Source organism: Methanospirillum sp. (assembly GCF_028679455.1).
GTDB lineage: Archaea > Halobacteriota > Methanomicrobia > Methanomicrobiales > Methanospirillaceae > Methanospirillum.
On record NZ_JAJRBM010000160.1, the window covers coordinates 1 to 7,523 of the forward strand.

The following is a 7,523-nucleotide window of genomic DNA, read 5'->3' on the forward strand; positions in this document are numbered from 1 at the left end:
AACCACAGAGTTCACTATCCATGTAATCCATGCTCGCGAAAATCCGATATTTTGTTATAGACTCATATTTTTCATAAAAACCAACGATGAAGACTGAATTGATAATATCGGGAAATTTATTACAAAATCAAAAATAATGAATCTACACTTTTTATATATGTTACTACCGGGATTAGAAATCAATTGCCGGTTCGGTATATATAAGATGGATTGTATAACTAACGTTGAATCTTTTAGGATGGGATCTTATGAAATTTTTAGATGATATTCCAATCGGCAGGAAACTTATTGGTTCGTTTCTTGTTGTTGTCATCATTATGATTCTTGTCGGACTAACAGGGTACTCCGGCGTAACTACCACGAATAATTACCTTGATCAGATGTACGACAATCAACTCGTCCCTACTGATAAATTAGAGACGATGCAGGCTGAAATCTGGCACCTTCGGGGAAATCCTCCGGGAATCGTGCTCATCCCCGAAACCAGAGAAAGTTCCAGAGTTGAAAGTGCGGCCCTTATGAAGAGCATCGATGGCAATCTCTCCTCATTCGAGACGTTCATCGCAAATGAAGAAGAACGTGCAATATATAATGAAGCGATGACTGCCTGGACCAAGTACAAAACTGCATTTGCAGACTTTAATACCATCGTTGATTCTGGAGATACAAAGGCTGCTGTGGTAGCATTAACAACCGGAGACCTGGTTACCCAGAGAAAGGCATTCACCGAGGCTATCGGCAAACTTGTCGAAAAGAACCGTACTGATGCTGAGGCTCTGCGGACCGAAGGGGCAAAGACGGTTTCTAATGTTATCCTGATGCTTATCATCGCGATCCTGATCGGAGCCATCCTGGCTCTCTCAATGGGAACCCTCATCAGTAAAAGCATCACCGGCCCTCTTTCAAAAGGAGTATTTATGATGCAGGAGATGAGTCTCGGTCATCTGAGTAACAGACTTAGGATGGACCGTAAGGATGAGATCGGGACACTTGCTACTGCGATGGACAAGTTTTCAGATGATCTGCAGTTTGTTATCCTCGGGGGGATGAAACAGATAGCAGCCGGTGATATTTCACTCTCTGTACCTCCACGTGACGACAAGGATGAGATTGCACCTACATTCAACCAGTTGATCACCGCAATAAACGGCATTGTAGGAGAGGTTGGATCCCTCATAACCGAAGCAGAGAACGGAAATCTGAAGAAACGTGGAGATAGCACACAGTTTTCAGGAGCTTATCAGAACATCATCGCTGGTATCAACAATATGCTTGATGCGATCACCACACCGTTAAACGAAGCCCTGAGGGTCTCTGATCTCTATGCTCAGGCAAAATTCAGTGCACGATTTGATGAGAACGTCATGGTGAAAGGCGATCTTATCGCACTGAAAGACGGTCTGAACACCATAGGATATGAACTCTCTAAGGCAATCGAAGAGATATCCGAGCAGGTGGGAAACCTGACTGCCTCTTCAGAAGAAGCAGCTGCCAGTGTAGAAGAGATAACTGCAGGCTCTGCTTCAGTCGCCCAGAGTTCGTCAGTAGTAAGTTCAAACGCTGAAAGGAGTGTCAGTGCAGTTGAACTGGTACTGACCGCCATGGAAGAGTTGTCAACCTCGGTCACTGCGGTCGCTTCTAAGGTTGAATCGGTGAGCAGACTCACCCAGGAGGCAAATGATACCTCGTCCAGGGGTGTTAGCCAGGCTGCAGTGGCAGAGAGCGGAATCTCCGCTATCAATGGAGCGGTTAATGATGTCGGCTCGATTATATCAGAGATTCGTAATCAGATGAATGAGATTAACAAGATCGTCGTCATTATCAGTGACATCGCAGACCAGACAAACCTGCTGGCATTAAATGCGGCAATAGAAGCTGCACGGGCAGGAGCTGCAGGCATGGGATTCGCGGTTGTCGCAGATGAAGTAAAGACGCTTGCCCAGGAGTCGCAGGGATCTGCTGAGAATATCGCGAAGATTATCACATCTCTACAACATCAGTCAGAACGGGCGGCAACAGCGATGGATATGGCAACCAGTGAGGTTTCAAAAGGGTCGGTTGCGATCACTGATACCATCCAGTTCTTCCACACAATTGCAGAACAGGTTGAATCGATCTCTCATAATATGAGCGAGGTTGCAGGCCTGACAGAAGAAGAAGCTGCTGCAGTTGAGGAGATTACCGCAAGTGTTACCGAAGTGAAAAACCTGTCTACAGAAACTGCACATGAGGCAGTAGGTTCAGCTGCAGCAACTGAAGAGACAGCAGCAGCACTCAATCAGGTTTCTACGATCATCGGTGACCTCTCAGTTGTTGCAACCAGGATAAACAATTCGGTGGCTCGATTGAACGGATGAAAAAGTAACAAGGTTAAGGGAAACAACAGATGAATGGCTGCATAGCCCGTCATCTAGTATGGTAACCTAGAGGTTAACAGGGAAGGAAACCATTCTCTTGTCCCCTGTCATCCGAAGGCCCTCACCATAAGATCAGATTATTTTTCTTTTTTCAGCGTACAGAGCACAGAGAAGTTATCAACTTCATTCACAAGAAGGACAAGTTCCATCTCATCTGGTGACAGCAGATATCCGGTATCCATCCCGGTACCGAATTCTGTAATTTCCAAGGTCTTCATGTCATGAGCAATAACACCGGATAATAGATATTCTCGGGTCGGATCTAACCCTGAAACTATGAGCGTTCCATTAAAAATCCTGCCTTCCTGCTGCCCGATGGTGAGCACATAGCGATAATCACCCGCATGAAAATATCCGGATCCTGCGTGAAATCCTTCAGAAGTACCGGTCCAATTCCCAACAAGGTCAGGAAGAGAAGGCTCATCAGCCAGGACACCAGCGGGTCCGAATCCGATACTGATCAGAAGAACCAACAATGCCCATTTTCGTATCATAGCAGATCATAGACGATACCCTGACATAAACCTGGTGAGAATAATCACCCGGATGATAGTACGGGGAACGGTTAGCACTTGGGATGGACCCATAGTGGCTCATAAAACCTGCCAGAAAGGAAGCCAGAACCAATCCAAAGGAATCCTCATTCTATGAATAGGGGGAACTACCCTGTTTGGAAAATTGTATATGAGTATAGGAGATGGTAACTAACCGGGAAATATAAATCGAAGAGTTAAATTTTCTTTGAATATACGAATATTTTTCGAAATAGATACATGCCTAATTGTACCAAAAATATTAGTACTATTTATCTATCGAAAATATTTCTGCACATGTTTACTTAATTATTTGGGCATTGGCGCCATTATCCACTTTATTAATTAAACTGAAATAAATAGATCAATCAATGTAGACCCTTCCCTGGAATCCCGGGAAGAGTACATATGGTGATATCATGACCGGAAAAGCCCCAGCAATAATTACCTCAAAAGACCCCTCATCTCTTCAGACAATTATTGATTCAATCCCTGTTGCAACCCTCATAATCAGTCCAGAGGGACAGTTCATTGACTGTAATAAACCAACTCTTCAGATATTTGATGCAACAAGCCGGGAAGATATCATCGGAAAACCTCCAGGACTCCTCTCACCCGTAAAGCAGTTAAATGGTACTGATTCTGATGCTGAAAGCAGACGATTCATCCAAATAGCCAATGAAACAGGATCTGCTACGTTTTATTTTGATCATAAAACCCTAAAAGGAAGAATCTTTCAAGCTAAAGTAGCCCTTACTGAGATCCTTTATGAGGATAAACCATGCCTGATGACCACGATCACTGATATGACGGGACAGGTGAGAATTGAGGAGATTGAAACACTTATCAATCAGAATCCCCATGGTATCTACACTCTCAATCCTGATCTGACCATCGCTGACGTAAATCCTGCTTTTCTGAAGATGTCAGGATATAACCGGGAGGACTGGATCGGAAGGAATCTGACTGATTTTAAGGTCATCAAAAGGGAAGGTCCGTCAGTCAGCGATGCGGTAAAGACCAGAACAACTCAAACCGGAAAACTCACCGTTGAATTTCCCACTGGCATTAGAGATCTGGAATATTCTTATATCCCGGTTTTTGATGCTGAAGGCAAATTAATTCTCATCTATGATGTTTTTGCTGATCAAACCGAATTGAGTGAGAAGATAACTGAATCAAATTCACTAGTTGCAGAGAATCCGGCTTCCATCATCACCATGGAGCCATCCGGGAAAATTCTATCAACCAATCCTGCATTCCAGGTCTTATCAAAAATTTCAGCAGAAAAACTTCTCACTATGCAATTACAGGAGTTCAATATTCTTGAGCGCGACGGACTTCCGTTAAAGGATATCCTGAACTCAAAACAAACTGCGAGAGGAAGACTCGTGGTTGACTTTGGATGGGCAATAAAAACCCTGGATTTCACCTACATCCCGGTAGTAAATGCAAGCGGGATCGTAACCAGCCTTGTTGCGATGTATGTTGATGTCTCGGATCAGGTCGCGTACGTAGACGAAATCAAGACCTTCATCAGGGAGAATCCTCATGCAATCCTCACTATGACCCCCGATCTGCACATCACTGATGTCAATCCGGCATTTGTAAGGATTACCGGGTACACTCCAGATGAGTGTACGCGGTTAAAATTGTCTGATTTTAACGTCATCAAAAGAGAAGGGAAGACAACAAAAGACGCAATAAGTACCAAGAAACCAGCAGGTGGAGTAATAGTTGTGGAGTTTCCCGCAGGGATTCGACACCTCGATTATCTATACATACCCATCACCGACAAAAAAGGAGATGTTATCCGAATTCTTGAGATCTTTTCAGATATGACCAATCTGGTTGAGAAGATCACCGAGTCAAATTCGTTGGTTTCCGAAAATCCGGCTTCCATCATCACCATGGAATCATCCGGGAAAATTTTATCAACTAATCCAGCATTCCAGGCCTTATCAAAGATTTCAGCAGAAAAACTTCTTTCCATGAGAGTGCAGGATTTCAACATTTTGGAGCGTGACGGGCTTCCGTTGAAAGATATTCTGACATCCAAGCAAGCGGCAAAAGGGAGACTGGTTGTTGACTTCGGATGGGCCGTAAAAATCCTGGATTTCACCTATATCCCGGTACTGAATGCAAGCGGGATTGTAACCAGCCTGGTAGCGATGTACGTCGATGTCACGGATCAGGTTGCATATATTGAAGAGATCCAGGCTTTTATTCGCGAGAATCCTCATGCGATCCTCATGATGGACCCGGATATGAGCATTACTGACGTCAACCCGGCATTCTCCCATATCATGGGATACAGCCACGAAGAGATCATCAGGATGAAACTGTCCGATATCAAGGTTCTGGAGCGAGAGGGCAAGTCGTTCAGGGATGCGCTTGAGACAAAAAAGCCTGCGAAAGGAAGACTCGTGGTAAGCACCCCGGCTGGCATTCGTCACGCCGATGTGGTCTATATCCCCATCATGGACAAGAAAGGAACCGTAATCCGGTTCATTGAGATCTTCTCAGATATGACCGCCGTCAGATCGATGGTACAATACCTGGAACAGTCAGTAGAAGGTGTGCAGGATAACATCAGTGCCCTTGCAAAGGGTGATACGAATTTTACGGTTAAGATCCTTGATGCAGATGAACATTCTGCATCTGCACGTGAGCAGTTTGTAAAGATCGGAGATGCTGTCGATACCGCCCGTCAGGCAATCACTCAGCTCGTAGAGGATTCAAATGATATCGCCACCGCAGCGATAGCCGGGAATATGAAATTCAGATCAGATGCTTCTGTTCACGAAGGAGATTATCGGAAGATCATTGAAGGGATGAATAGTACCTTAGATTCAATAAAAATACCCGTTCGTGAAGCAATGAACATTGCACATGAGTATGCAAAATATAATTTTGTTGTCAGATTTGATCCAACACTCGATATCAAAGGCGACTGGGTTCCCTTTAAAGAAGCATTGAACGGTATCGGGATCCAGGTATCTGATGCAATCGCCTTGATCAATAAAAATGTCCATGATCTGGCAGCAAGTGCAGAAGAGGCAACGGCAAGTGTTGAAGAAGTTCTGGCGGGAGCTCAGCAGATCGCCATCAATACAGGTAAAGTGAGCCAGAATTCGGAGCAGGGAGGAGACGGTATCTCACAGGTTCTCAGGGCAATGGAGGATCTGAATGTAACCGTCGGAGCTGTCTCCCAGAAAGCTGAATCTGTCTCGGTCGCTTCTGATGAGGCCAACACACTCGCAAAAGGTGGAATCGATCTCGCCAGGGAGTCTGAAAAGGCAATGGGTGAGATCACGGTATCTGCTAATGAAGTTGGTATAATAGTCACCGGGATCAATGCACAGATGGATGAGATAGGAAAGATCGTCAGGTTGATATCAGACATCGCAAACCAGACCAATTTACTTGCTCTGAATGCCGCCATCGAAGCTGCCCGGGCAGGAGAAGCAGGGAGAGGATTTGCCGTGGTAGCTGCAGAAGTGAAGTCTCTCGCCCAGGACTCACGCAAATCTGCAGAAGATATCGCTGATATGATAGCAGCCCTCCAGACAAAAGCTAAACAGGCAACCGAGGCGATGGGGAAATCAACCAGTGCTGTGCAAGAAGGAAGTTCAGCATTGGAACAGACGCTGACCGCGTTTAGTCAGATCGCAGAGACGATTGAACATATCAACCGGAATACGGTGGAAGTTGCATCAGCCTCTGAAGAACAGGCTGCATCAGTCGAGGAAGTGACTGCCAGTATTCAGGAGGTCTCAATTCTCGTCCAGAATACCTCACATGAAGCAGGAGATGCAGCTGCGGCAACACAGGAGGCGAGTGCTTCTATTGATGAAATCGGGAGAATTATGACCGGGGTTGTCGGGATTGTCGAGAACATAACAGGTGAGATGGCAAAGTTCAAGGTAGTCTGATAACATGGGAGAAGCAGTACCAGCTTCCAGACCGACAACCCGGGTAGCATATCAGGGTGCTGATGAGGTTGTTCAGGTCGTCGTCTTTCTCCTCAACAAGGAGAAATTCGCTATTAACCTCTTTGATGTAAAAGAGATCGTAGAGTATACCAAAATTACTCCGGTCCCCGGTAGTGACCGATATATCAAAGGGATCATCGATCTCCGGGGAGAGATTACAACAATAATCGATCTCAAAGAGAAGATGAGGATTACATCAGGATCAACTCAGCACAACCAATCACGAATTATCGTAATTGACAATTCAGTCACCAAAAGCAAAACCGGAATTCTGGTAGATGATGTTACAACGGTCCTCTCGACAACTCAGTCACAGATCGATTACGACACCTGTGGAGGGAGTCATTCATCCCATATTCTAGGCATAATCAGGCAGAAACAGGGAGATCAGGACTCTGAAAAGGCTGACCTTATCATCTGGATCGATTTTGTTGGGATGCTTCAGGATATGGATCTGTAAATCCACTCATGCATCCTATTTTGTGAGAGGGTTTTACCACAACCCCATACTCGTTTTTGAGATTTTATTCCGCGATACGCTGGAAAATAAGATGAATGCTCTGCTTTTCGTACCCAGA

At 45.1% G+C, this 7,523-nt stretch carries 4 protein-coding genes; 3 read left to right on the forward strand and 1 reads right to left on the reverse strand.

The genetic code is table 11. The features are described from left to right. Nucleotides 1–248: 248 nt before the first annotated feature. A complete protein-coding gene (locus LUQ50_RS05460) occupies nucleotides 249–2,357 on the forward strand; it encodes a methyl-accepting chemotaxis protein (protein WP_300037367.1) in 2,109 nt (702 codons plus the stop codon). A gap of 137 nt (nucleotides 2,358–2,494) precedes the next feature. Here the strand turns inward: LUQ50_RS05460 and LUQ50_RS05465 are convergent, their stop codons facing one another. Continuing rightward, nucleotides 2,495–2,911, reverse strand: coding sequence for a hypothetical protein (locus LUQ50_RS05465; protein ID WP_300037370.1), 417 nt, complete (start codon nucleotides 2,909–2,911; stop codon nucleotides 2,495–2,497). A 458-nt stretch (nucleotides 2,912–3,369) separates the two neighbouring features. Between LUQ50_RS05465 and LUQ50_RS05470 the strand changes: the two genes are divergently transcribed. Then, nucleotides 3,370–6,885, forward strand: a complete 3,516-nt coding sequence (locus LUQ50_RS05470) for a PAS domain-containing protein (protein ID WP_300037373.1) — start codon at nucleotides 3,370–3,372, stop codon at nucleotides 6,883–6,885. A 4-nt stretch (nucleotides 6,886–6,889) separates the two neighbouring features. After that, the gene (locus LUQ50_RS05475) at nucleotides 6,890–7,405 is read left to right on the forward strand and encodes a chemotaxis protein CheW (protein WP_300037376.1); all 516 of its coding nucleotides are present in this window, start codon (nucleotides 6,890–6,892) and stop codon (nucleotides 7,403–7,405) included. Nucleotides 7,406–7,523 lie beyond the last annotated feature (118 nt).

Bases quoted from the DNA above. Each gene is read 5' to 3' on its own strand.
- LUQ50_RS05460 (WP_300037367.1), top strand. From the start codon at position 249: ATGAAATTTTTAGATGATATTCCAATCGGCAGGAAACTTATTGGTTCG.
- LUQ50_RS05465 (WP_300037370.1), bottom strand. From the start codon at position 2,911: ATGATACGAAAATGGGCATTGTTGGTTCTTCTGATCAGTATCGGATTC.
- LUQ50_RS05470 (WP_300037373.1), top strand. From the start codon at position 3,370: ATGACCGGAAAAGCCCCAGCAATAATTACCTCAAAAGACCCCTCATCT.
- LUQ50_RS05475 (WP_300037376.1), top strand. From the start codon at position 6,890: ATGGGAGAAGCAGTACCAGCTTCCAGACCGACAACCCGGGTAGCATAT.